Raw genomic sequence first — 23,289 nt, forward strand, 5'->3', positions numbered from 1 at the left:
GCGAATGTGTTCCGCAATGGAACAAGGCTCGATTGGGGAAATCCCGGGGGTGAATGCCGGGGCCGCGCGAACGATCCTTGGGCCACAAGGAGACCTGCGATGAAAAAAATCACCACCGGGCTGCGCATGCTGGCCGGCGCATTGTTGTGCCTGGGCGCATCGACGGCCATGGCCCAGGGTTCACAGGATCGCGCCGCTGCGGCCGCGAAGAAGGTCGATGGCAACTTCGTGCGCGCCAACGCGGCGCAGAAAACACCCGACTGGCCCAGCATCGGCCTCGACTACGCCGAGTCGCGTTTCAGCAAACTCGACCAGGTGAATGCCGGCAACGTGAAGCAGCTCGGGCTGGTCTGGTCGTACAACCTCGAATCGACGCGCGGCGTGGAAGCCACGCCGCTGGTGGTCGACGGCATCATGTATGTCACGGCCTCGTGGAGCGTGGTGCATGCCATCGACACGCGCACCGGGCAGAAGCTCTGGACCTTCGATCCGCAGGTCGACAAATCGAAAGGCTTCAAGGGCTGCTGCGACGTGGTGAACCGCGGCGTGGCACTGTACGAAGGCAAGGTCTACGTGGCCGCCTACGACGGCCGCCTGATCGCGCTCGACGCGGCCACGGGCCAGAAGGTCTGGGAGAAGAACACCATCGAGGGCCAGAAGGGCAGCTACACCATCACCGGCGCGCCGCGCGTCTTCAAGGGCAAGGTCATCATCGGCAACGGCGGCGCCGAGTACGGCGTGCGCGGCTACGTCACGGCCTACGACGCGAAGACCGGCGACCAGAAGTGGCGCTGGTTCGTGGTGCCCGGCGACCCGGCCAAGCCCTTCGAGGACGAATCGATGGCGCGCGCCGCCAAGACCTGGGACCCGTCGGGCAAGTACTGGGAAGCTGGCGGCGGCGGCACCGCCTGGGACAGCTTTGCCTTCGACCCCGAGCTCAACCTGATGTACGTGGGCACCGGCAACGGCTCGCCCTGGGCACACAAGGCGCGCAGCCCCAAGGGCGGCGACAACCTCTACCTCGGCTCGGTGGTCGCGCTCAACCCCGACACCGGCAAGTACGTGTGGCACTACCAGGAGACGCCCGGCGACAACTGGGACTACACCTCCACCCAGTCGATGATCCTGGCCAACGTCAAGCTCGGCGGCAAGGCGCGCAAGGTGCTGCTGCATGCGCCGAAGAACGGTTTCTTCTTCGTCATCGACCGCACCAACGGCAGGTTCATCTCGGCGAAGAATTTCGTCGAGGTGAACTGGGCCACCGGCTACGACAAGAATGGCCGGCCCATCGAGATCGCGGCCGCCCGCCAGAACGACAAGCCCGGCGACAGCATTCCCGGCCCCTTCGGCGCGCACAACTGGCACCCGATGTCGTTCAACCCGCAGACCGGCCTGGCCTACCTGCCCGCGCAGAACGTGCCGATCAACCTGATGGACGACAAGGACTGGAAGTTCGACCAGAACGCGCCGGGCCGCCCGCATGCCGCGCTGGGCTGGAACACCGGCATGTTCGCCAACGTCGAGCCGCCCAAGGGCAAACCTTTCGGCCGGCTGGTCGCGTGGGACCCGGTGGCGCAGAAGGAAGCCTGGGGCGTCGACTACGCATCGCCGTGGAACGGCGGCACGCTCACCACCGCCGGCAACCTCGTGTTCCAGGGCACGGCCGACGGCCGCCTCGTGGCCTACAACGCGAAGACCGGCGAGAAGCTGTGGGAAACGCCCACGGGCACCGGCGTGGTCGCGGCGCCTGCCACCTACGTGGTCGACGGCAAGCAGTACGTCTCGGTGGCCGTGGGCTGGGGCGGCGTCTACGGCCTCGCGCAGCGCGCCACCGAACGGCAGGGCCCGGGCACGGTCTACACCTTCGCGGTCGGCGGCGCGGCCAAGATGCCGGACTTCGTGCAGTACCGCATGGACAAGCTGGTGCAGGGCGTGAAATACGACCCCGCCAAGGTCCAGGCCGGCACCATGCTCTATGTGAGCAACTGCGTGTTCTGCCACGGCGTGCCGGGCGTGGACCGCGGCGGCAACATCCCGAACCTCGGCTACATGGATCCGGCCTACATCCAGAACCTCGACAAGTTCGTGCTCAACGGACCGGCCACGGCGCGCGGCATGCCCGACTTCACGGGCAAGCTCTCGGGCGAGGACATCGAGAGCATCAAGGCCTTCATCCAGGGGACGGCGGACGCGATCCGGCCGAAGTAAAGGTCTGAGGGGGTTGCGGTGCTGCGTGCAGGGGCAGGAGAAATTCGGGGCATGTGCGAATGACACCGGGTACTCCCCTCCGCGAATGTCCCCCGCTTCGCTCCTCCTTTATTTCGCTGCGGGGAGCACCCGATGCCATTTGCACCTGGGCACGCTCTGGGTGCTTTGCTGATCAACGACCGCTCTGCACAGCGCTCATGTCGGCGGTGTGCTCCCTGCAGCGGCGCTTCAACACAGTCCCAAATAGACAGCGACCGTTCAGCCCGCGAGCCGCAGTTCGTGGATCAGCCCGGCCACGTTGCCCACCTCCAGCTTGTCGTAGATCGCCTGGATGTGGTTGCGCACGGTGGCCGGCGAGCGGTTCAGGATGGCCGCGATGTCCTTGTGCGTGTCGCCGCGTGCCAGCAGCTCGGCCACCGTGTGCTCGCGCGGCGTGAGGCTGTCGGCGCGGCAGCGCTTGCGGATGCTCAGGAACAGCAGGCGCTGTTCGAGCCGGTACGACATCGCGACATGCCGGCCCAGGTAGGCGGACTGCACCGTCATGAAATGCTCCAGCAGCGGCTGCGGCAGCACCTGGCGCGGCCAGCTCGCGAATTCTTCCTGCATCAGCGCGACGAAGCTCACGTCGCAGTGATAGATCGCGCCTTTCAGGTCGGCGATGGCTGCGCCGCGGGGCTGCGTGCCAGAGGCCGGCGCGAGCGTCCGGTCCAGGTGCATCACGCGGTTGAGCGCCAGCGCCTGCATGAGGTGCGGCGACAGGCTGGCCAGCAGGTGCTCTTCCTCGGGCTTGCAATGCGCCTCGGGATCGGTGCGGAACAGCGAGACCCACTGCAGGAAGTTGGACCGCGGGTCGCTGGCCACCGTGATGAAGATGTTGTTCTGTTCGTAGCGCCGCAAAAAATCCAGGAGCGGCGCTTCCTTCTGCGCGCCGAACCAGCTCGCCGAGTTGAAGCCCCCCGTGTCGTGTGCCTTGCCGAAGAGGCTCGCCGCGGCGGAGTCGAGGTGCTTGTGATGCTCGTACTCGAGCATCATTTCCGGCGCCTTCTCGTGCAGGTGCAGCGTGCGCACGTCGATGCCCTCCGCAGCCGTGGTGGCCGTGCCCCACATCGATGAGTCGAAAGGCAGCACCGGCTTGATGAGGTCGAGCGCGGCGTCCTGGAACGCGACGATCGGCAGCTCGTGCGAGAGCCGGTAGAGCTGCAGCAGCAGCGTGCTGAAGTCCTCAAATGCAGCCGGTTTTTTCATCGAAAGCCGTTTTCTCCTGCATCCGCGAAATGCGCCATCCCATGTCCCGGTGATTTCCGGTGACCGGACGGTAACCCGTCGAGGCGTTTCAAGAATGGTGCATTTGCATCATTTGTTTTCGAAAAACTGAAAGCTATTGTTTGCGGAACCTCCAGTTGCGCGAGGCCAACCCTTTTTCGAAGAGCCCAGACATGCACCCCTACATCCAGAAAATTCCATGTGCCTTGTCCGTCATGACCCTTGCGCTGCTCGGCGCATGCGGAGGTGGCGGGGGCGGCGGCGGAGGTGGCTTCGGCGGCCTGCCGCCCATCTCGATCGGCGGCGGCGAACAGCCTGCGGCTACCACGCTGAGCGGCACGGTGGCCACCGGCGCTGCGTTCGCTGGCGCCGTGCTCACGGTGTTCGACCAGACCGGCGCCAAGGTCTGCGAAGTGACCACCACGACTGAAGGCACCTACAGCTGCACGCTGCCCGCCGGCACCAAGGCGCCGCTGGTCATCCAGGCCGTGCGCGACGACCTGACGCTCTACAGCACCACCGCCAGCACCGCGACCGGCACGACCAACGTGACGCCGCTGACCACCATCATCGTGGCGCAGCTCTCGCCCAACGGCGACCCGTCGAAGCTGGCGGCCGCGATCCGGGCCGACGCCGGCGCCGTCACCGCCGGGTCGATCGGCGACCAGGTGGCGAAGCTCGTTGCCGCGCTGCAGCCGCTCTTGACCGCGCTCAACCTGAGCATCGACCCGATGAGCGGCGAATTCCAGGCCAACGGCACCGGCCAGGACCGCGTGCTGGACTCGATCAACGTGTCGGTGCGCCCGGACGGCACGGCCTCCAACATCGAGATCACCGTCAAGGCGCTGCCGACCGGGGACGAGAGCGCGCCGGTGTCCATCGTGTTCCGCAGCGGCGATGCCACCATCGCACCCCTGCCTGCGCTCGACACCGCAGCCCTGGTGCAGCCGCCGACGCCGGCGATGGTGCAGGCGCTGCTCGACCGCATCAACGCCTGCTATGCGCTGCCGCTCACCGAGCGCGTCGACAGCCCGCTCGAATCGGACGGCAACGCCTTCGGCAGCGCCGCCAACGTGGTCGCGCCCGCCTGCCGCACGCTGTTCGTGGGCGATGACCCGGCCAGCTTCGTGTCGGCCGGCGCACCCATCGGCCGCGTGAGCGGCCAGCGCCGGAGCTTCGAGAGCCTCTTTCGCGCCGGCCCCACCCACCTGAAGCACGACCGCGGCAACTTCGAATATTTCTACGCGAACCGCGACATCGCGCTGACCTACCGCTGGACCGACGCTCTGGGCAACACCGACAACGACGTGTTCAACGCGAAGATCGTGGACGGCGCACTGAAGCTCACCGGCAACGGCAACACCTACCGCGCCTTCGTGCGGCCGCAGCTCGACAAGAAGGACTACCTGAAGCACCAGAATCTGGTCTTCCACTCGGTCGGCTACACCCTCTCGATCGACAACGTGCGCGACGGCAACGGCGACCCGATCCTTTCGAAGGTGGTGGCGACGACCGCTTCGCTGCCGGGCACGGAACTGGTTCTGGTGCCGAGGACCGGCTTGAACTCGCTCGTGCTCACCCCGGACGGCACCGCCGGTTCGGCCCTGAACTCGCCGGTCTGGCGCATGTCCGCACGCTACCTGGACCCGGCCCAGCCCGGCAGCCCGAGCGACTTCGAGAACGCCAACCTCTTCGCCACCCCGCCGTACACCGACGAGCAGCTCCGCAAGATCGCGGACCAGACGGTGTGGAAGCTGGAGTTCTTCCGCGCGGACGGCGCAACGCCGAACGTGGTCCAGTACGTGCGCACTTTCTCCCGCGTGCCCACCATCGCCGAAGCCGTGCAGACGCCGATGGTCGAGCTTGTGCCCGCCATGCGCGCCGAACTGCTCTCGGGCAGCCAGGGCAGCGCGCGCGGGATCGTCTTCGGGGCCGTGGACCCGAGCGGTGCCGAGGCGAACAACGTCGACTTCAGCGCCGAAGGCGACCTCGACGCCTGGGTAGTGCCCAACGGCGCACTCGCGCCCACCGCGTTCAGCGTCTTCGGCAGGGCCCCCGGCGGCGGCGCGCGCTTCAACGAGACCGTCACCGTGCGCAGCATGGCCCGCAAGGCGATGGTCTACTGCCAGCCTGTGAGCCCTTCGGACGCGCACTGCGTACCGGCCAACAACAACAGCTGGCAATACGCCCAGGATGCCTCGATCAGCACCTTCGCCTTCACGGCACGCACCGCGCGCCAGGTCGACGTCCGCAAGAGCTTCGAGGCGTGGACGGTCACGCTGCCCTGATCTGCCCTGATCTGCCTTGCTGTCACCGCCATGAAAAAAGCCGCCGGTCCCGAGGGCCGGCGGCTATTTTTCAGAGCAGGGGGAAGGTATCAGTCGGCGTACACGCCGGCTGCCTTGATGATCGGGCCCCACTTGGCGATCTCGGCCGCAACGAACTTCTTGTGCTCGGCCGGCTCGGTGCGCTTGTCGGTCGTGATCACCGCGCCCAGCGCTTCTTCACGCTTGATGAAGCCCGGGTCCTTCATTGCAGCCTTGACGGCTTCGTTGAGCTTCTTCAGCACCGGCGCCGGCGTGCCCTTGGGGGCGTACACGCCGTGCCAGATCGTGACTTCGAAGTCCTTCAGGCCCGATTCGGCCAGCGTCGGCAGGTCTTTCAGGGCCGGCGTGGTCAGACGCTTGCTGGTGGTCACGGCATAGGCCTTGACCTTCTTGGCCTCGATCTGCGACGTGGTATTGGTGGTCTGGTCGCACAGCAGGTCGATCTGGCCGCCCAGCAGGTCGGCGATGGCCGGTGCGGTGCCCTTGTAGGGAACCGGCGTCATCTCGACCTTGAGCGCGCTCTGGAACAGCAGGCCGCACAGGTGCGACGCGGCGCCCAGGCCGGCGTTGCCCAGGTTGATCTTGCCCTTGTTGGCGGCGATCCAGGCCGTCAGTTCCTTGTAGTTGTTGGCGGGCAGGCCGGGCTTGCCGATCAGCGTCATCGGCACTTCATTGACCATGCCGAGGTATTCGAAGTCGGTCTCGACGTTGAACGGCAGCTTGCGGTAGAGCGCCGGCATCGTCGACATGCCGATGTGGTTCAGCAGCAGCGTGTAGCCGTCGGGTGCGGCACGGGCCACCTTGGCGGTGCCGATGGAGCTGCCGGCGCCGGCGGTGTTGTCCACCACGATCGTGGTGCCGAGTGTCTTCTGCAGGGCTTCGGCCAGGTCGCGCGCGACGCGGTCGGTCGGGCCACCGGCAGAGAAAGGCACCACCAGCGTGACGGTCTTGCCTGCGGGGAAATCCTGGGCGTGGACGCCGACGGCGGCAGCGGCGAGCGCCGCAAGGGCAAGCAATTTCTTCATGGAGTCTCCGGGACGATTGAGTTTGAAAACGGCCGCGATCTTATAGGCTGACCGCCACCTGACGTATACCGAATAGCCCTTAGCCGCGTGCCGAAATCCGCCCTTTCCTGGGGCATGATCGGCGCTCGCAGATCGCGCCGGGAGGCGCGAAAAACAACCACAACACCGCAGGCCCCAGGGGCCGCATCGAGGAGGAATTTCCAATGGATCCGTGGGTCTACCCGCGCGAGCGCTGGCTCGGCAACATCACGCTCGCGCTCGGCGTGCTGATCTGGGCGCTGCTGGTGCTCGGCACCCTGGGCATCGCACTCGTCTACGTGCTGCTCGGCTTCATCGCCTACGTGTTCGCACAGTCGGCCGTCATTGCCTGGATCAAGGGCACGGCGGTCAAGCTTTCGCCCACCCAGCTGCCCGAGCTGCATGCACGCTTCCAGGCCTGCTGCGGCTACCTCGGCATCGAGCACCCGCCCGAGGCCTACCTGCTGCACGGCGACGGCATCTTCAATGCCTTTGCCACCCGTTTCTTCGGCCGCAACTTCGTCGTGCTGCTGTCCGACGTGGTCGACGCCATGGAAGCCCAGCCCGACGGCATCAACTTCTACATCGGCCACGAGCTGGGCCACATCCGGCGCGGCCACCTCACGGGCCATATCTGGCGCGCCCCGGTGCTCTGGCTGCCGCTGCTCGGCGCCGCCTACTCGCGGGCGCAGGAGTACACCTGCGACCTGCACGGCGCCGCCTGCTGCGAGCAGCCCGACTCCGCACCCCGCGCGCTCGTGGCGCTGGCCGCCGGCGCGCAGCAATGGCGCCATGTCGACCTGCAGCGCTATGCCGACCAATCGGCCGGCAACAGCGGCTTCTGGGCCTCGTTCCACGAGCTGATCGCCGGCTACCCCTGGCTCACCAAGCGCGTGGCGCGCACCATCGACCCGGCGGCCAGGCTGCCGAGCCGCAACCCGGTGGCCTACGTGCTTGCGATCTTCGTGCCCTACACCGGGCGTGCCGGGGGCGGCGCGCTGGCGCTGCTGGTCGTGGTGGCCGTCATCGGCGTGCTGGCTGCGGTGGGCATTCCGGCCTACCAGGACTACCAGTCGCGCACCATCGTCTCGCGGGCCTGGTCGGAGGCCGCGCCGGTTCGCGAAGCGCTCGGCAACCACTACAAGGAGAAGGAAGAGATTCCCGATTCCCTCACGGCCGCCGGTGCACCCGAAACACTGCCCGACGGATCGGCCCTGACGCTCGATTCCGACACGATGGTGGTGGAGGTGAATACCTCCAAGGGCACGCTGCGCATGGAGCCCTCGGCCACCGACGACGGCATCGCCTGGCACTGCGTGGCCCGCGACGACCTGCCGGAAAAGGCCCTGCCGGTCACCTGCCGCAAGTAGCGGCCACCCGGCCCAGCCGCTCGCTATCCCCGCACCGGGGGCGGCCCCGCGTACCGCGCGCGCGGCCGTATCAACTGCCCCGTGGCCTGCTGTTCGAGCGCATGGGCCGTCCAGCCGACGGTGCGCGCCAGCGCGAACAGTGCCAGCGGCGCATCCGCCGGCAGCTTGTGCACGGCCGCCAGCGCGGCCAACGCGAAGTCGATGTTCGCGGCTTCGCCCAGCAGTTTTTCGCCGGCGGCGCGCAGTGACGCGAATGCGGGCGGCAGCGCAATGACGGCGAGCAGGGCGGCGCAACGCGCGTCGCCATGGGGGTACAGCGGATGGCCGAAGGCCGCGAGCGGACGGTCGTGCCCGAGCCATTCGCGCACGGCGGCTTCGCTGCCCATCGCGTCGGCGCTGCGCACCAGCGCCTGAACCGCTGCCGCGGCGCCGCCGTGCAACGGCCCGGTCAGCGTGGACAGTCCCGTGAGCAGGCACGCCGCGAGCGAGGCGCCGGTCGATGCCGTCACGCGCGCCGCGAAGGTCGACGCGTTGAGCTCGTGGTCGGCCAGCAGCACCAGCGCGCGCCGCAGCACGTCGGCTGCGCGCGGACGGCGCCACGCCGCGGCGAGCCGCATGTGCAAGGGCGACGTGCGCGAAGGCGAGGGACCGAGCAGCGCATCGGCCAGCGTGCCGATCACCTCCGCGGCTTCGGCCTGCAGCACGCTGCGCGAACGGCCGCGCGAGGGCGGATCGGTCGCGGCGCGTGCCGCGAGTGCGAGCAGGCCCGCCTGCAACGGCGTGGCGCCCTCGGGGTGCGTGGGTACGGGCGCAGCGGCCGTGATGAAGTGCGGCGGCGCGCTCTCCCACAACAGTCCCGCGGCTTCTTCCAGCGTTGCATGCGCCGCCAGCACGCACGCATCCTGCCCGCGGTACCAGAGCCGCCCTTCGGCCACCGTGGACACGGCAGATGCCAGTACTGGCTCGCCCCACTGGATCGCCTCGCTCGCGACCGTCTCGCTGCTGCGCCGTCCGCGCGTGCGCGCCGCGATGCGCTGCACATCGTCGCGGTGATAGAGGCTGCGGCGCGGGTCCGACGCATCGGGTTTGGCGCGGATGCGGCCGCGGCTCACGCTGGCGTAGAGCGTCTGCGGCCGGACCTGCATCAGGGCCAGTGCCTCGGTGGCGGGGAGCCAGAGCGGTGCCTTCGTCATGTTGATGGAATAGATCAAGATTGACGTCAATATTAGCGTCGCCAGAATCAATGCCATCGTGGAAACCCAGGAGCAAAGAGCGATGAATGACGATGACGGCCTCGAAGGCGTGGTGGCCGCACACACGGTGTTGTCCGAGGTGGATGGCGCCGCCGGGCGGCTGGTGATCCGCGGCCACCAGCTCGACGAGATTGCGCAGCGCTGGTGTTATGAAGACGTGGTGGGGCTGCTGTTCCAGGGCTTCTTCGACACATTGCCGAATGCCTCCGCCCTGCGCACCGCGCTCGGCCGCGCCCGCCGCGAAGCCTTCGAGCGCCTGCAGCCCAACGACGACGCGGTGCTGCGCAGGCTGCCGCCCATCGAAGCGGTGCGCGCCCTGCTGGCACGGCTGCCCGACGGCGACGACCTGGCCACCGCGCTGCGCCTGGTTGCTGCGCCCGCGGTCTACACCGCCGCCGTGATGCGCTGGCGCCTGGGCGTGCAGGCCCTCGCACCCGATGAAGCCTTGCCGCAGGCCGCCGACATGCTGCGCATGCTGCATGGCCGCGCGCCCACGGCGGCGCAGACCGCCGCGCTCGACACCTACCTCGTCACCGTGTGCGACCACGGCCTCAATGCATCGACCTTCGCCGCGCGCGTGGTGGCTTCGACCGGTGCGGGGCTTGCGTCAGCGGTGCTCGCCGGCATCAGCGCGCTCAAGGGCCCGCTGCACGGCGGTGCGCCCGGCCCCGTGCTCGATGCGCTCGACGCCATCGGCACCGCGGCCAATGCGCGCACGTGGCTCGAAGCTGCCGTGGCCAGCGGCCAGCGCCTGATGGGCTTCGGCCACCGCATCTACCGCGTGCGAGATTCGCGCGCCGATGCGCTCAAGGGCGCGCTGCGCCGGCTGAGCAGCGAAGGCAGCGTCAACGCCGCGCGTTTCGAACTGGCGGAAGCGGCCGAGCAGGCCGCGCTGGCGATCCTGCGCGAGAAGAAGCCCGACCGCGCGCTCGAGACCAATGTGGAGTTCTACACCGCACTGCTGCTCGAAGCACTGGGCTTCGGCCGCGAGAGCTTCACCTGCGTGTTCGCGGCCGGCCGCGTGAGCGGATGGGTGGCGCATGCGCGCGAGCAGGTGAAGAAGGGGCGGCTGATCCGGCCGCAATCGGTGTACGTGGGGCCTGCACCCGAAGAGGCCGAGGCCGCGCTCGCGCACTGAGCGCCGCGCCCCGCGCCGCTACTTGTAGCTGCGCGCGTCCTCGATCACTTTGCCGTCGTTCGGCAAGCTGCCCGGCGCCACCAACTCGATGGTGCCGCGCAGCTTGGTCACTTCGCGCACCGCATCGGCAATGCGCGCATCGAGCCCGACCGGTGCGCCGGCGCATTCGAGCTTGAAGGTCATCTGGTCGTCGCCCATTTCGCCCGACACCACGAGGCGCGCGCGCTGGATCTCGGGAAAGCGCCGCGCGATCTCCGCCACCTGCGAAGGGTGCACGAACATGCCGCGCACCTTGGTGGTCTGGTCGGCGCGGCCGAGCCAGCCCTTGATGCGCTTGTTGGTGCGGCCCGTGGGGCAGGTGCCTGCGAGCACGGCCGAGAGGTCGCCGGTGCCGAAGCGCACCAGCGGGTAGTCGGGGTTGAAGCTGGTGACGACGATCTCGCCCACCTCGCCGTCGGGCACCGGATCGTTGGTGCCGGGGCGCACGATCTCGACCAGCACGCCTTCGTCGATCACCAGGCCTTCGCGTGCGCTGGTCTCGTAGGCGATCAAGCCAAGGTCGGCGGTGGCGTAGCACTGCGTGCCCTTCACGCCGTGCGCGGCGATCCAGTCGTGCAGGCTGGGCGGAAAGGCCTCGCCGGAAACGAGGGCCTTGGTGAGCGAGGGCAGCTTCTGTCCTTTTTCCTCGGCTTTTTCCAGCAGGATCTTCAGGAAACTCGGCGTGCCCGCATAGCCTTCGGGCTTCAGGTCGGCGATGGCTTCGAGCTGCTGTTCGGTCTGGCCGGTGCCGCCCGCGAACACGGTGCAGCCCAGGGCGTGCGCGCCGCTCTCCATGATCGAGCCGGCCGGCGTCATGTGGTAGCTGAAGCTGTTGTGAATGAGATCGCCGGTGCGAAAGCCGGCGGCATGCAGCGCGCGCGCCGTGCGCCAGTAGTCACGGGCTTCGCCTTCGGGTTCGTAGATGGTGCCGGGGCTTGCGAACACGCGCGGCATGCGCGGGCCGCGCACGATCGACGCAAAGCCGCCGAAGGGGTCGTCGGCGCGGCGCTGTTTCTGCAGGTCGAGCAGTTCGGACTTGCGCGTGACAGGCAGCTTCGCGAGCGCTTCGCGCGTCGTGATGTCGGCGGGTTTGACGCCGTCGAGAATCTTGGCGAATGCGGGCGCCGCGGTCTGCGCCTGCGTGATCTGCTTCGGCAGCGCGGCCAGCAGGTCGCGCTCGCGTTCGGCGGGGTCGCGGATTTCAAGCTTGTCGTAGTGGTCGGTCATGTCCGTACCCTTCATCTTTCAGTTCGGTTTTCCACCACGCTGGTGTGGGAACGTTCGGGGCGCTGTTGTTCAGGGCGCGTGCACAGGCCACCGGGTACTCCCCTCCGCGAATGTCCCCCGGGGGCTGCGCCCCCTCCTCCTTTATTTCGCTGCGGGGAGCACCCGATGCCCTGCGCACGATGGGCGCAGCGCTTGTGCGAGCCGATCAACAAGTGCTCTGAGCGATCACGCTGGCGGTGTGCTCTGCGCAGCGAAATAAAGGAGGAGGCCTGCGGCCCTAGGCCGCGCCGGGGGACATTCGCGGAGCAGAGCACACCGTCGGCGTGATCGCGCCCTGAAGTCAAGCCAGCCACCTCTTACGACGCTTGTAGCTTTTGACGTCGCGGAAGCTCTTGCGATCCGCACCGCCGACGCCGAGGTAGAACTCCTTCACGTCCTCGTTCTCGCGCAGGCTCTTGGCTTCGCCGTCCATCACGATGCGGCCGTTCTCCAGGATGTAGCCGTAGTCGGCATAGCGCAGCGCCATGTTGGTGTTCTGCTCGGCGAGCAGGAAGGTCACGCGTTCCTTGGTGTTGAGGTCTTTCACGATCTCGAACACCTCCTCGACGATCTGCGGCGCCAGGCCCATCGAGGGCTCGTCGAGCAGCACCATGGTCGGATTGGCCATCAGCGCGCGGCCGATGGCGCACATCTGCTGTTCGCCGCCCGAGGTGTAGGCGGCCTGCGAAGTGCGCCGCGTCTTCAGGCGCGGGAAGTACGTGTACACCTTCTCCAGCGTCTGCAGCACCGCGGCCTTGCCGTCGGTGCGCGTGTAGGCGCCGGTCATCAGGTTCTCCTCGATGGTCAGGTGGGCGAAGCAGTGCCGGCCTTCCATCACCTGGATCAGGCCGCGCTTGACCAGTTCGGAGGGCGACAGCGCCTCGATGCGCTCGCCGCGCAGTTCGATGGTGCCCTTGGTCACAGCGCCGCGTTCGCCCGCGAGCAGGTTGCTCACGGCGCGCAGCGTGGTCGTCTTGCCGGCGCCGTTGCCACCCAGCAGCGCCACGATGCCGCCCTCGGGCACCACGAGCGAGACGCCCTTGAGCACGAGGATCACGTGGTTGTAGATGACCTCGATGCCGTTGACGTTGAGAACTGTTTGGGTCGGGTTCATGGAACTGCGGCTTTCACTCTCTTTTCGGGAAACACCGCGGAACCGGCTTTGCCGGGCCGCTGGTGTTGCCCCCTGCAAGGGGGTTGGCGAAGCGACACGAAGTGCGCGAAGACTGGGGGTGAGCCTAGCTCTGGCAGTCGGCCGGCGTGCGCGCCGTGAGCTTCTTCTCGGCCGCGTACTTGGCCGCGGTCGACTTCACGAGCGGCTTGATGATCTGCTCGTCGGCCTGCAGCCAGTCGGACGTGAACTTCCACGCCTTGCCGTCCCAGGTGTGGATGCGCGCCCAGGCCGCGCCCATGTGGTCGGTGCACGAGGTGCTGATCGGGCGCATCACGCCGGCAAAGCCCAGGCCGTCGAGCTTGGCTTGCGTGAGGTTGAGGTTTTCCAGCCCCCAGCGCACCTGCTCGCCCGTCATGACCTTGCCCTTGCCGAAGCGATCCTGCGCGGCGCGGATGCCCTCCACGCCGAGCATCGCGCTCATGGCGCCGCGCATGTAGAGCACCTGTCCCACTTCGTCCTTCGGGCCGGTGCCCTGGTTCTTGTCGTGCAGCATGGCGAGCACGTCCTTCACGAGCTTCGACTGCGGCTCGGCACCGTGCTGCATGGTCACGGCGTTGTAGCCCTTGGCGCCGTCGCCCACGTCCTTCACGTCGGGTTCGGCGCCGGCCCACCACACGCCGTACATCTTTTCGCGGGCGAAGCCGGTGGCCTGCGCTTCCTTGATCGCGGTGGAGTTCATCACGCCCCAGCCCCACAGCAGCACGAAATCGGGCCGGGCCTGGCGCACCTGCAGCCAGGTGGCCTTCTGCTCGACGCCGGGCGCCGTCACCGGCAGCAGCTGCAGGTCGAAGCCGTGCATCTTCGCGCGTTCCTGCAGCAGCGGGATCGGCTCCTTGCCGTACGGGCTGTCGTGATAGATCAGGGCGATCTTCTTGCCCTTGAGCTTGTCGAGGCCGCCTTCCTTCTTGGCGATGGCCTGGATGATCGCGTCGGCCGCTACCCAGTAGGTGCCGGCGATCGGGAAGTTCCACTTGAACACCGTGCCGTCGGCGCTTTCGCTGCGGCCGTAGCCCACGGTCACCACGGGGATCTTGTCGACGGGGGCCTTCTCTGTGATGGCGAAGGTGGCGCCGGTGGACAGCGGCTGCACCAGGGAGGCGCCGCCGTTCTTGCCCTTCAGGCGCTCGTAGCACTCCACGCTGCGCGCCGTGTCGTAGCCGGTCTCGCATTCCTCGAAGGAGAGCTTCACGCCGTTGATGCCGCCACGCGCGTTCACCAGCTTGAGATAGTCGACATAGCCGTTGGCCCAGGGCGTTCCGTTCGGCGCGTAGGCGCCGGTGCGGTACGACAGCACGGGGATGAACTGCTCATTGGCCTGCGCGAACGCAGGGGCCGCGCCCGCCAGCGCGGATGCGATGGCCACGGCGAGTGCGAGTGATTTCAGCTTCATGGTTGTCTCCTGGTTTTGTATGGGAAAGTCACGCTCGAAAAAAGCATTGCTGTCTTCAATGAGGGAAGGGCCACAGGCGCAGCTTCTGCTTGCCCGTCGACCACAGCTTGGCCAGCCCGTGTGGCTCGACGATCAGGAACCACACGATGAGGCCGCCGAAGATCATCAGCTCGGCATGCGCGATGCCGACAGTCGAGATCTGTGCGCCGAACCAGCCGGCGATGACCGGCAGCGCCTGGTTCAGCACGATCGGCAGCACGGTGATGAAGGCCGCACCGAAGAAGGCCCCCGTGATCGAGCCGAGCCCGCCGATGATCACCATGAAGAGCAGGCGGAACGACTGGTCGACCGAGAACGCCGCCGGTTCCCAGGCGCCGAGGTAGACAAAGGCCCACAGCGCGCCGGCCACGCCGATGATGAACGAGCTGACCGCGAAGGCGCTGAGCTTGGCGTACATCGGACGGATGCCGATCACCGCGGCCGCCACGTCCATGTCGCGGATGGCCATCCACTCGCGGCCGATGGCGCCGCGCACCAGGTTCTTGGTCAGCACGGCGACCACCACCAGCACCGCCAGGCAGAGCAGGTACTTGCTCGCGGCGCTCTCGATCGGCCAGCCGAAGACCTGCAGATTCGACACCGACACCGAGCCCGAGGGCGTGTCGAGCGTGAACCACTTGATGCGCAGGAACATCCAGTCGCTGAAGAACTGCGCGGCCAGCGTCGCGACCGCGAGGTAGAGGCCCTTGACGCGCAGGCTGGGCAGTCCGAACAGGATGCCGAACAGCGTCGCGCACAGGCCGCCCAGGATCAGCGCGGGAATCAGCGGCAGCCCCGGGAAGCGCACGAAGAAGTTGTAGGCCCCGTAGGCTCCTACCGCCATGAAGGCGCCCGAGCCCAGCGAGATCTGCCCGCAGTAGCCCACCAGCACGTTCACGCCGAGCGCCGCCAGCGAGATGATCACGAAGGGAATCAGGATCGCCCGCATCAGGTAGTCGCTGGCCAGGAAGGGCACGACCGCGAACGCGAAGATCAGCACCAGGCCGATCGCCACGCGGTCCTGCAGGATCGGGAAGACCTGCTGGTCGGCGCGGTAGCTGGTCTTGAACTGGCCGTTTTCTCTGTAGAACATGTTCAGACCCGATCGATGATTTTTTCGCCAAACAATCCTTGCGGCCGGAACAGCAGGAACACCAGCGCCAGCACGTAGGCGAACCAGATCTCGATGCCGCCGCCCACGTACGGGCCCAGGTACACCTCCGACAGCTTCTCGCCGACGCCGATGATCAGTCCGCCGATGATGGCGCCCGGCACCGAGGTGAGGCCCCCGAGGATCACCACCGGCAGCGCACGCAGCGCCACCGTGGTGAGCGAGAACTGCACGCCCAGCTTGCTGCCCCAGATCATTCCGGCCACGAGCGCCACGACCCCGGCCACGCACCAGACGATGACCCAGATGCGCGTGAGCGGAATGCCGATCGACTGCGCGGCCTGGTGGTCGTCGGCCACCGCGCGCAGCGCGCGGCCGGTGCCGGTCTTCTGGAAGAACAGCGAGAGCAGCGCCACCAGCGCGGCCGCGATCGCGGCGGCGTAGAGGTCTTCCTTGTTGATCAGGATGCCGCCCTCGAACACCGAGCCGAGCAGGAAGATCGGGTCCTTCGGCATGCCGATGTCGATCTTGTAGATGTTGCTGCCGAACAGGGTCTGGCCCGCGCCGTCGAGGAAGTAGGCGATGCCGAGCGTGGCCATCAGCAGCGTCGCGCCTTCCTGGTTCACCAGATGGCGCAGCACGAGCCGCTCCACCAGCCATGCCACCGCGAACATCACCAGGCCCGCCATGGCGAAGGCCGCGCCGTTGGCGAACCAGCGGTTGTCGATGCCGGTCCACATCGGGATCCACTCGGCGAAGCGCGCCATCGCGAGCGCGGCGAACAGCACCATCGCGCCCTGCGCGAAATTGAACACGCCCGAGGCCTTGAAGATCAGCACGAAGCCGAGCGCCACCAGCGAATACAGCATGCCCACCATGAGGCCGCCGAAGAGGGTTTCGAGAAAGAAGGCCATCAGTGTTCGACCCCGAGGTAGGCACGGATCACGTTTTCGTTGCTGCGCACTTCGTCGGGCGTGCCGTCGCCGATCTTCTTGCCGTAGTCGAGCACCACCACGCGGTCCGAGATGTCCATGACCACGCCCATGTCGTGCTCGATCAGCACGATGGTGCTGCCGAATTCGTCGTTCACATCGAGGATGAAACGGCTCATGTCCTGCTTCTCCTCCACGTTCATGCCGGCCATCGGCTCGTCGAGCAGCAGCACCTGCGGCTCCATCGCGAGCGCACGGCCCAGGTCGACGCGCTTCTGCAGGCCATAGGGGAGCTGGCCCACCGGTGTCTTGCGATGCGCCTGGATCTCCAGGAAATCGATGATCCGTTCGACGAACTCGCGGTGCCTGGTTTCCTCGCGCTCGGCCGCGCCCCAGCGGATCGCCTGCTGGAAGATGTTGGACTTCATGCGCAGGTTGCGCCCCGTCATGATGTTGTCGAGCACGCTCATGCCCTTGAAGAGCGCCAGGTTCTGGAAGGTGCGCGCCACGCCCATCTCGGCCACCTGGCGCGAGTTCATGTGCTTGAAGGTGTGGCCGCGGAAGGTGATGGAGCCCTGCTGCGGCCAGTAGACGCCGTTGATGCAGTTCAGCATCGAGCTCTTGCCCGCGCCGTTGGGGCCGATGATGGCCCGCACCTCGTGCTCGCGCACGTCGAAGCTGATGTCGGTGAGCGCCTTCACGCCGCCGAAGCTCAGGGAGATGTTCTGCACGTCGAGGACGACGTCGCCGATTTTTCTGCTGCTGTTGCTGCTCATGCCGCCGCCTTCACGATGGGGAAGGTCCTGGCCTCGACGATCTTCAGCGTGGCGTTGACCACGCCGGTGCGCCCGTCCTCGAACTTGACCTGGGTCTCGATGTACTGCTCGGTCTTGCCGCCGTAGAGCGCACTGACCAGCACCGCGTATTTCTCGGCGATGAAGCCGCGGCGCACCTTGCGCGTGCGGGTGAGCTCGTCGTCGTCGGGGTCGAGCTCCTTGTGCAGCACCAGGAAGCGCGCGATCTGCGTCTCGCCCATGCCGTCCTCGGACGCGAGGTCGGCATTGACCTTGGCGATGCACTCGGCGATGAGTTCCAGCACCTCGGGCTTGCCGGCCAGGTCGACGTAGCCGCCGTAGGCCAGGCCGCGCCGTTCGGCCCAGTTGCCCACGGCCTCGAAGTCGATGTTGATGGCCGCGCAGACCTCGTCGCGCCCGTTGCCGAAGCACACGGCTTCCTTGATCTGCGGGAAGAACTTGAGCTTGTTCTCGATGTAGTTGGGCGCGAAGATCGCGCCGCTCACGAGCCGGCCCACGTCCTTCGCGCGGTCGATGATGCGCAGGTGGCCTTCGCTGTCCAGCACGCCGGCATCGCCGGTATGGAAGTAGCCGTTGGCGTCCAGCACCTCGGCGGTGGCGTCGGGGCGCTTGTAGTACTCCTTGAGCACCGACACGCCGCGCACCAGCACTTCGCCGTCGTCCGCGATCTTCAGTTCGATGCCCGGTGCCGCGGTGCCGACCGTCTGCAGCTTGACCTTGCCGTCCTGCTGCAGGCACACGTAGGCGCAGGTTTCGGTCTGGCCGTAGAACTGCTTCAGGTTCACGCCGATGGAGCGGTAGAAGCGGAACAGGTCGGGGCCGATGGCCGCGCCGGCCGTGTAGGCCACGCGGATGCGGCTCATGCCCAGCACGTTGCGCAGCGGTCCGTAGATCAGCAGGTTGCCCAGGCCGTACATCAACCGGTCGCCCGTGCTCACCGTCGCGCCGTTCAGGATGTCCGCGCCCACGCGCTGCGCCAGTGCCATGAACTTCGCGTACAGCCAGCGCTTGGGCGCGGCCGCGTCTTCCATGCGGATCGATACGGCCGTGAGCAGCCCTTCGAAGGTGCGCGGCGGGCCGAAGTAGTAGCTCGGCCCGATCTCGCGCATGTCGTTCATCACCGTCTCGGACGACTCGGGGCAGTTGAGCGTGAAGCCGCCCACCAGCCATTGCGCCACCGAGAACAGGTGGTCGCCCACCCACGCCATCGGCAGGTAGCTCATGATGTTGTCGCCGGGGCCGAGCTTGTCGGTCTCGACGCCGCCGCGGCCCGCCGCGATGAAGCTCGCATGCGTCTGGCACACGCCCTTGGGGCGGCCTGTGGTGCCCGAGGTGTAGAGGATCACGCCGACATCGGTGGCCTCGCCGCTCGCCACGGCGCGGTCGTAGTGGCCGACGTTCGCCTTGTCGAAGGCCCGGCCCAGCTCGCGCAGCTGCTCGTAGCTCATGAGCCCGGGCTGGTCGTAGTGGCGCAGGCCCTTGGGGTCGTCGTAGATGATGTGGCGGATGCTGGGCTGCTTGCCCGTCTGGAGCTCGCGGCACTCGAGCAGCTTGTCGACCTGCTCCTGGTCTTCGACGATCACGAACTCGACGGCCGCGTCCTGCAGCATGAAGACCATCTCGCTGGCCACCGCGTCCTGGTAGAGCGGCACCGGCACGCCGCGCAGGCTCTGCGCGGCGACCACCGCCATGTACAGGTGCGGCCGGTTGGCACCGACGATCGCGAGGTTGTCGAAGGCCTTGAAGCCGAGGCTCGCGAGGCCGCAGGCCATTTCGCGCACCTCCTGCGCCACGGCGTTCCAGGTCCAGGTTTGCCAGATGCCGAGGTCTTTCTCGCGCACGGCGGGCGACTCGGGCTGGGCCTGGGCGTGCGCGAGCAGCAGACGGGGGAAGGTGGGGGCGGTTGTTTGCACAGTGGGCGGATCGTAGGTCTCACTTTGACGCCCGGGTGTCGTTCCAACGACAATCCTAGGGACACTACTCCCCGGAGTTTCCCGATGCCTTACGGCCATCCCACCCACAGCGTGCTCGGCGGTTCGATCAAGGACCGCGTGCGTCCCGCCAATGCCGCCGAGCTCGGTGGCATCCCCTGGCTGCCCACGCTCACGCCCACCGAGCGCCGCCGCGCCGAAGCCGCGCTGGTGGTGGGCGAAGCCGAGCCCGGCGACCTGGTCTGCCGCGTCGGACGCTCGCCCACCTACTGGTTCGGCGTGGTCGAGGGCCTGCTCAAGATGAGCAACGACAACGCCGACGGCGGCTCGGTCACCTACACGGGCGTGCCGCCCGGCGGCTGGTTCGGCGAAGGCACGGTGATGAAGCGCGAGCCTTACCGCTACAACATCCAGGCGCTGCGGCGCAGCGTGGTGGCAGGGCTGCCGATCGAGAGCTTCCACTGGCTGCTGGACCACTCCATCGGCTTCAACCGCTTCGTGATGAACCAGCTCAACGAACGGCTCGGCCAGTTCATCGCGGCGCTGGAGATCGACCGGCTCAACAACCCCGACGCGCGCGTGGCACGCAACCTCGTCTCGCTGTTCAACCCGGTGCTCTACCCCGGCGTGGGCGAGGTGCTGCGCATCACGCAGCAGGAGCTGGCCTACCTGGTCGGCCTCTCGCGCCAGCGCGTGAACGAGGCGCTCAACGGCCTGTCGGCGCAGGGGTTGATCCGGGTGGAGTACGGTGGGCTGCGCGTGCTCGACCTGCCGGGCCTGCGCGCGACCGCGATGTCGAACAAGAAGAACACCTCACCGGAAACGGAAAAAGCATGACCCTCAAAGACCAGCTCCAGATCGTTCCCGCGGATGCGGAAACGGCCTTCATCCCGCCGCCCGAGGCACCGAAGGCGAAGACCGAAGACACCGGCCCGACGCTGCAGGAAGCCATCGAGCGCAACGAGGCGCTGACCGAGAAGATCGACGCCCTCAACGGCATCCTGGCCAAGCCGCTCAGCGAGATCCTTGCCGATCGCGAGAAGTCCGAAGAGGCAGCCCTGGCGTGGGACCGCTTCGGCGCGATGTGGATGCTCTCGCAGCGCGCCATGCGGCGCGTGGCGCTCGACCTCGCGGCGCAGGCCGGTGTCAGCGAAGAAGAAGTCGTCGCGCGTGCGATGACGCATGCCAACGCGGTGCTCAATGGCGCCGATGAAGTTGACCTCGGCGRCACCATCGCACCGGCGCAGCTGCAGCACATCGCGCGCCATCGGGCTTTCCTTCGAAAACAATTCCGTCCCGGCTGAGCCGCGAGGCTTTCGATACCCCTTAATCTCCCCGCCTTCGTTCAAGAAAGTTTTCCCGATGACCGCTTCCCACCTCACCCTGATCACCGGTGCCTCGCGCGGCCTGGGCCGTGCCATGGCCGAACAGCTGCTGCAAGCTGGCCATGTGGTGCTCGGCATCTCGCGCAAGCAGGACCCGCAACTGGCCGAGTTGGCCAAGGCGGCCGGTGCCGAACTCACGCAATGGGAGCAGGACCTGTCCGACCCGGTCGCCGCATCGGCACGTGTGTCGGCGTGGCTCAAGACCATCGACCCGCAGCGTTTCGACAGCGTGACCTTGATCAACAACGCTGGCACCGTGGGCAACCCCGCGCCGCTGGCCAGCGCCGTGGGTGCCGAGCTGTCGCTGGCCCTGCGCATCGGCCTCGAGGCGCCCATGCTGCTGACCGCCGCCGTGCTGGGCGCCACCCGCGAATGGCGCGGCGCGCGCAAGGTGCTGAACATCTCCTCGGGCCTGGGCCGCAACGCGATGGGCAGCCAGGCGCCCTACTGCGCGGCCAAGGCCGGCATGGACCACTTCTCGCGTGCTGTCGCGCTCGAGGAGGCGGCGGCACCGAACGGTGCGCGCACCGTCTCGCTCGCACCCGGCATTGTCGACACCGACATGCAGGTGCAGCTGCGCGCCGCATCGGCCGAAAATTTTCCGGACCGCACGCGCTTCGTGAGCATGAAGGAAGAAGGCCGGCTCGACAGCCCCGCCGCCGCGGCCGCCAAGGTGCTCAAGTACCTGGCGCGCGCGGACTTCGGCAGCCATCCGGTGGCCGACGTGCGCGACCCTGCCTGAAACGAAGGACACGCACGCCATGGCCACCGCAAAGTCGATCGACACCAACGACTACAAGCTCTTTCCGTCGCCGAGGAACGTGCACCGCGTCATCTTCGAACACCAGGTCTTCGTGCCGTATCCGTACGCACTGATCGTGATGGACGAGTTCTACTTCAAGGGGCGCTACAGCCTGTTCTCCGCCTGCCGGCTCAGCGACGGGAAGATGGGGCAGGTGGTGACCTTCGAGCTCGACACGGACGTCGACATCTTCAACACCAAGTTCGTGCCGGACTGAAGCGTACGCGTCGCTGACTTGTCCCCTCTCCCCTTGGGGAGAGGGCTAGGGTGAGGGTTGCGGCCCTCGCATACACACGGCTCTTGCGGATGGCGCCTATTTGCGTCCATCTTGATAAGGGTGGGTACTACAGCCTGAGCTACTTGGATTGGCGGCAAGCACAGTACGCTGGCCGTACATGAGCGAATCTTAGGAAGTTGGAGTACGGCCAAGAGCGGGCTCTCGTCACGCCCCTCAGTTTTGCTAACAGGCGGCTTTTCGCAATGATCGGACGTTGGGTAGAGTCAGCAAAAAGTCATGAACCAAGCCAATCCATACTGGGAAAACCTTGAGGCCGCGCTGGCCGACACGTCTGGGATCATCGTGCCCAAGGGTGAGGATGAGGCGACGTATTTTGAGAAGCTTCGGTCGAGCATTCGAGCCCATGCCACCGCCGCCGAGAAGGTGTCTGCCATCGTCGTCGGACCTGGGTTTTCTCATCGCGAACTCGGGACCAAGATTACTGGATACCTGCTTGCGAGGTCGGAAGGTTACTGGCTGGTCTTCGAGCCCGACGAGGTCGAGTACTACTGTTTCTGGGGATCAGATGCGGACAGCCTTGGAGCCTATGGCGTCTGCGGCAATCCGCTCTACTGCTGGTGGGACTGAGCGAGAAAGGAGAAGCCGCACTGGTCAACCATCGACGAGCAACGGCCACAACCACTCGCCGTCACGGGCAAAATTCGGCTACAACCAGTCGTTCGCTGCGGCGGCACAATGCGGCCAAGTCGACACCCCACACGAGCCCTGAATAGAAAGCCAACTATGAAATGTTCGCAATGTGGCGGCGTCGATTTCGAAAGGCCCGTTGAGCTCAGTGCGCTGGAGATATGGATATGTGAAGGCTGCGGCTCCGAGATGGCGGTTCACTGCCACTACCTTCCTGACATCTCCGGGTTTCCCAAGCAAGATTGGTTCGCCGGGAAGTTTCTGGTTGGGGAGAGAGCCAACGCTGCCAAAAGCTACCTCAAGCTAAAGCGTTTTCTCAACGGTTGCGAACGCTTCGACCCGAGCAGGCTTGAGAAGCAGTTTCTTGGTGGGGCTCTCGAGTGGGATTTGGGGCTGTTCCCCGACTTCGAGGTCGAACGCCTCACAAGCGAATCGACGGCGACAGGAATTCAGATCGAATTCGACAAGGTTCTCGAATAGAGGTGGCCAGAATCGATCCCTGCTCGTTAGGACGATAGGCTATCTGTGCTGCAGAGGGCTACGAGGAGGCTGACCAAGGTCCCCAGAACGACGCCTTGCGCAGACGCTGACTATCAAAATGGGTCCCTTCGCGACGGTAGTGCGACCGGCTACAGTCGGCCGAGGCTGTGTGGAAACGCCCTCGTCGCGCAAGTATGCCGAACTCTCATGCTGTCGATGCCTTGGTGGGCCTCAATAGGCAGCCAGTAGGCGGTCTGTCGAGAATGACTGCGTTTGATGTGCACTGGAGCGCCGCATGTCGGCAAGGCTGCATTTAAGAGGCTCACGCCCCCACCAGCTGCATCGCCTTCATCGTCTTCGCCATCCCCAGAATCCGCATCACCCGCTTGAGGTTGTAC

At 66.7% G+C, this 23,289-nt stretch carries 20 protein-coding genes; 10 read left to right on the plus strand and 10 right to left on the minus strand.

What is annotated here, in order from left to right; all coding sequences use genetic code 11:
- Positions 1-99 precede the first annotated feature (99 nt).
- Entirely contained in the window at positions 100-2,208 is a 2,109-nt protein-coding gene (locus tag AC1DXX_RS03180; RefSeq protein ID WP_478132704.1) for a PQQ-dependent dehydrogenase, methanol/ethanol family, read from the plus strand.
- Between the two features lie 258 nt (positions 2,209-2,466).
- Here AC1DXX_RS03180 and AC1DXX_RS03185 read toward each other — a convergent pair whose 3' ends face one another.
- Entirely contained in the window at positions 2,467-3,453 is a 987-nt protein-coding gene (locus AC1DXX_RS03185) for a helix-turn-helix transcriptional regulator (RefSeq protein ID WP_478132705.1), read from the minus strand.
- Between the two features lie 191 nt (positions 3,454-3,644).
- Here AC1DXX_RS03185 and AC1DXX_RS03190 point away from each other — a divergent pair, with 191 nt between their 5' ends.
- Positions 3,645-5,759, plus strand: a complete 2,115-nt coding sequence (locus tag AC1DXX_RS03190; RefSeq protein ID WP_478132706.1) for a carboxypeptidase-like regulatory domain-containing protein — start codon at positions 3,645-3,647, stop codon at positions 5,757-5,759.
- 89 nt (positions 5,760-5,848) lie between these two features.
- Here AC1DXX_RS03190 and AC1DXX_RS03195 read toward each other — a convergent pair whose 3' ends face one another.
- Positions 5,849-6,823 carry a tripartite tricarboxylate transporter substrate-binding protein gene (locus tag AC1DXX_RS03195; RefSeq protein ID WP_478132707.1) on the minus strand — a complete coding sequence of 325 codons (975 nt, stop codon included), beginning with the start codon at positions 6,821-6,823 and terminating at the stop codon, positions 5,849-5,851.
- Between the two features lie 203 nt (positions 6,824-7,026).
- Between AC1DXX_RS03195 and AC1DXX_RS03200 the strand changes: the two genes are divergently transcribed.
- Positions 7,027-8,211, plus strand: coding sequence for a M48 family metalloprotease (locus AC1DXX_RS03200; protein WP_478132708.1), 1,185 nt, complete (start codon positions 7,027-7,029; stop codon positions 8,209-8,211).
- Positions 8,212-8,234: 23 nt separating this feature from the next.
- Here the strand turns inward: AC1DXX_RS03200 and AC1DXX_RS03205 are convergent, their stop codons facing one another.
- Positions 8,235-9,422 (minus strand): citrate synthase, encoded by a 1,188-nt coding sequence (locus tag AC1DXX_RS03205; protein WP_478132709.1) that lies wholly within the window; start codon positions 9,420-9,422, stop codon positions 8,235-8,237.
- 64 nt (positions 9,423-9,486) lie between these two features.
- Between AC1DXX_RS03205 and AC1DXX_RS03210 the strand changes: the two genes are divergently transcribed.
- Positions 9,487-10,602, plus strand: coding sequence for a citrate synthase/methylcitrate synthase (locus tag AC1DXX_RS03210; RefSeq protein ID WP_478132710.1), 1,116 nt, complete (start codon positions 9,487-9,489; stop codon positions 10,600-10,602).
- 18 nt (positions 10,603-10,620) lie between these two features.
- On the opposite strand, the gene AC1DXX_RS03215 is transcribed toward AC1DXX_RS03210, so the two are convergent.
- The 7 genes from AC1DXX_RS03215 to AC1DXX_RS03245 all read right to left on the minus strand — a co-directional run bounded on the left by AC1DXX_RS03215 (position 10,621) and on the right by AC1DXX_RS03245 (position 19,281).
- Positions 10,621-11,868 (minus strand): phenylacetate--CoA ligase family protein, encoded by a 1,248-nt coding sequence (locus AC1DXX_RS03215; protein WP_478132711.1) that lies wholly within the window; start codon positions 11,866-11,868, stop codon positions 10,621-10,623.
- Positions 11,869-12,208: 340 nt separating this feature from the next.
- Complete coding sequence (locus tag AC1DXX_RS03220) at positions 12,209-13,021, minus strand: ABC transporter ATP-binding protein (RefSeq protein ID WP_478132712.1); 813 nt, start codon at positions 13,019-13,021, stop codon at positions 12,209-12,211.
- Between the two features lie 124 nt (positions 13,022-13,145).
- Entirely contained in the window at positions 13,146-14,471 is a 1,326-nt protein-coding gene (locus AC1DXX_RS03225; protein ID WP_478132713.1) for an ABC transporter substrate-binding protein, read from the minus strand.
- 55 nt (positions 14,472-14,526) lie between these two features.
- Positions 14,527-15,603, minus strand: a complete 1,077-nt coding sequence (locus tag AC1DXX_RS03230; protein ID WP_478132714.1) for a branched-chain amino acid ABC transporter permease — start codon at positions 15,601-15,603, stop codon at positions 14,527-14,529.
- Between the two features lie 2 nt (positions 15,604-15,605).
- Positions 15,606-16,535 (minus strand): branched-chain amino acid ABC transporter permease, encoded by a 930-nt coding sequence (locus tag AC1DXX_RS03235; protein ID WP_478132715.1) that lies wholly within the window; start codon positions 16,533-16,535, stop codon positions 15,606-15,608.
- Positions 16,535-17,329, minus strand: coding sequence for an ABC transporter ATP-binding protein (locus AC1DXX_RS03240; RefSeq protein WP_478132716.1), 795 nt, complete (start codon positions 17,327-17,329; stop codon positions 16,535-16,537). The genes AC1DXX_RS03235 and AC1DXX_RS03240 overlap by 1 nt, the downstream gene beginning before the upstream one ends.
- Positions 17,326-19,281 (minus strand): AMP-binding protein, encoded by a 1,956-nt coding sequence (locus tag AC1DXX_RS03245; protein WP_478132717.1) that lies wholly within the window; start codon positions 19,279-19,281, stop codon positions 17,326-17,328. Before AC1DXX_RS03245 ends, AC1DXX_RS03240 begins: the two co-directional genes overlap by 4 nt.
- 84 nt (positions 19,282-19,365) lie before the next feature.
- Between AC1DXX_RS03245 and AC1DXX_RS03250 the strand changes: the two genes are divergently transcribed.
- The 6 genes from AC1DXX_RS03250 (at position 19,366) to AC1DXX_RS03275 (ending at position 22,891) form a co-directional block, all read left to right on the plus strand.
- Positions 19,366-20,136 carry a Crp/Fnr family transcriptional regulator gene (locus tag AC1DXX_RS03250; protein ID WP_478132718.1) on the plus strand — a complete coding sequence of 257 codons (771 nt, stop codon included), beginning with the start codon at positions 19,366-19,368 and terminating at the stop codon, positions 20,134-20,136.
- On the plus strand, positions 20,133-20,603 hold the full coding sequence (locus tag AC1DXX_RS03255) for a hypothetical protein (protein ID WP_478132719.1): 471 nt from the start codon (positions 20,133-20,135) through the stop codon (positions 20,601-20,603). The genes AC1DXX_RS03250 and AC1DXX_RS03255 overlap by 4 nt, the downstream gene beginning before the upstream one ends.
- 58 nt (positions 20,604-20,661) lie before the next feature.
- Positions 20,662-21,426, plus strand: a complete 765-nt coding sequence (locus AC1DXX_RS03260) for an SDR family NAD(P)-dependent oxidoreductase (RefSeq protein WP_478132720.1) — start codon at positions 20,662-20,664, stop codon at positions 21,424-21,426.
- 19 nt (positions 21,427-21,445) lie between these two features.
- Positions 21,446-21,703 carry a hypothetical protein gene (locus tag AC1DXX_RS03265; protein WP_478132721.1) on the plus strand — a complete coding sequence of 86 codons (258 nt, stop codon included), beginning with the start codon at positions 21,446-21,448 and terminating at the stop codon, positions 21,701-21,703.
- A gap of 297 nt (positions 21,704-22,000) precedes the next feature.
- Positions 22,001-22,351: a hypothetical protein gene (locus AC1DXX_RS03270; protein WP_478132722.1), complete on the plus strand. Its 351-nt coding sequence runs from the start codon at positions 22,001-22,003 to the stop codon at positions 22,349-22,351.
- A gap of 156 nt (positions 22,352-22,507) precedes the next feature.
- Entirely contained in the window at positions 22,508-22,891 is a 384-nt protein-coding gene (locus AC1DXX_RS03275; RefSeq protein ID WP_478132723.1) for a hypothetical protein, read from the plus strand.
- The last annotated feature ends 398 nt before the right edge of the window (positions 22,892-23,289 follow it).

The sequence above is a fragment of the Variovorax sp. P4_B10 genome (genome assembly GCF_056402375.1).

What these genes read in the sequence shown, in the direction of transcription:
- AC1DXX_RS03200 (WP_478132708.1), top strand. Translation starts at nt 7,027, where the DNA reads ATGGATCCGTGGGTCTACCCGCGCGAGCGCTGGCTCGGCAACATCACG.
- AC1DXX_RS03220 (WP_478132712.1), bottom strand. Translation starts at nt 13,021, where the DNA reads ATGAACCCGACCCAAACAGTTCTCAACGTCAACGGCATCGAGGTCATC.
- AC1DXX_RS03250 (WP_478132718.1), top strand. Translation starts at nt 19,366, where the DNA reads ATGCCTTACGGCCATCCCACCCACAGCGTGCTCGGCGGTTCGATCAAG.
- AC1DXX_RS03195 (WP_478132707.1), bottom strand. Translation starts at nt 6,823, where the DNA reads ATGAAGAAATTGCTTGCCCTTGCGGCGCTCGCCGCTGCCGCCGTCGGC.
- AC1DXX_RS03180 (WP_478132704.1), top strand. Translation starts at nt 100, where the DNA reads ATGAAAAAAATCACCACCGGGCTGCGCATGCTGGCCGGCGCATTGTTG.
- AC1DXX_RS03190 (WP_478132706.1), top strand. Translation starts at nt 3,645, where the DNA reads ATGCACCCCTACATCCAGAAAATTCCATGTGCCTTGTCCGTCATGACC.
- AC1DXX_RS03270 (WP_478132722.1), top strand. Translation starts at nt 22,001, where the DNA reads ATGAACCAAGCCAATCCATACTGGGAAAACCTTGAGGCCGCGCTGGCC.
- AC1DXX_RS03275 (WP_478132723.1), top strand. Translation starts at nt 22,508, where the DNA reads ATGAAATGTTCGCAATGTGGCGGCGTCGATTTCGAAAGGCCCGTTGAG.
- AC1DXX_RS03240 (WP_478132716.1), bottom strand. Translation starts at nt 17,329, where the DNA reads ATGAGCAGCAACAGCAGCAGAAAAATCGGCGACGTCGTCCTCGACGTG.
- AC1DXX_RS03265 (WP_478132721.1), top strand. Translation starts at nt 21,446, where the DNA reads ATGGCCACCGCAAAGTCGATCGACACCAACGACTACAAGCTCTTTCCG.
- AC1DXX_RS03215 (WP_478132711.1), bottom strand. Translation starts at nt 11,868, where the DNA reads ATGACCGACCACTACGACAAGCTTGAAATCCGCGACCCCGCCGAACGC.
- AC1DXX_RS03185 (WP_478132705.1), bottom strand. Translation starts at nt 3,453, where the DNA reads ATGAAAAAACCGGCTGCATTTGAGGACTTCAGCACGCTGCTGCTGCAG.
- AC1DXX_RS03230 (WP_478132714.1), bottom strand. Translation starts at nt 15,603, where the DNA reads ATGTTCTACAGAGAAAACGGCCAGTTCAAGACCAGCTACCGCGCCGAC.
- AC1DXX_RS03235 (WP_478132715.1), bottom strand. Translation starts at nt 16,535, where the DNA reads ATGGCCTTCTTTCTCGAAACCCTCTTCGGCGGCCTCATGGTGGGCATG.
- AC1DXX_RS03210 (WP_478132710.1), top strand. Translation starts at nt 9,487, where the DNA reads ATGAATGACGATGACGGCCTCGAAGGCGTGGTGGCCGCACACACGGTG.
- AC1DXX_RS03260 (WP_478132720.1), top strand. Translation starts at nt 20,662, where the DNA reads ATGACCGCTTCCCACCTCACCCTGATCACCGGTGCCTCGCGCGGCCTG.
- AC1DXX_RS03225 (WP_478132713.1), bottom strand. Translation starts at nt 14,471, where the DNA reads ATGAAGCTGAAATCACTCGCACTCGCCGTGGCCATCGCATCCGCGCTG.